This is a genomic window from Curtobacterium pusillum (assembly GCF_007673235.1).
Classification (GTDB): Bacteria; Actinomycetota; Actinomycetes; order Actinomycetales; family Microbacteriaceae; genus Curtobacterium; species Curtobacterium pusillum_C.
Genome location: NZ_VDZH01000030.1, coordinates 1 through 246 on the forward strand (window position 1 = coordinate 1; position 246 = coordinate 246).

The 246-nt window shown below is 67.9% G+C and carries 1 protein-coding gene; it reads left to right on the forward strand.

Annotated elements, in window-relative coordinates; translation table 11 throughout:
* Positions 1-33 precede the first annotated feature (33 nt).
* Positions 34-246, forward strand: a 213-nt coding sequence (locus FS532_RS19220) for a hypothetical protein (protein ID WP_222122019.1), incomplete at its 3' end; no start/stop codon positions are given.

Consider the following 246-nt stretch of genomic DNA (forward strand, 5'->3'; position numbering starts at 1 on the left):
GTAGGGGACGATCCGCAGGGTGAGGATGAGGTTGTGGAACAGGATCGTGATGAGGAGGAGGGGGAGGGGGGGGAGGAGGTGGGGGAGGTGATGTGGGGGGGGAGGGTGGGGGGGGGGGTGGTCGTGGTGGGGGGGGGGGTACTGCGTGGGGGTGATGGGGAGGAGGAAGGAGGGGAAGAGGATGATGAGGATGATCAGGGAGAGGGGGACGACCACGAGGAGGTAGAGCGGGAGGAGGTCGGGGAG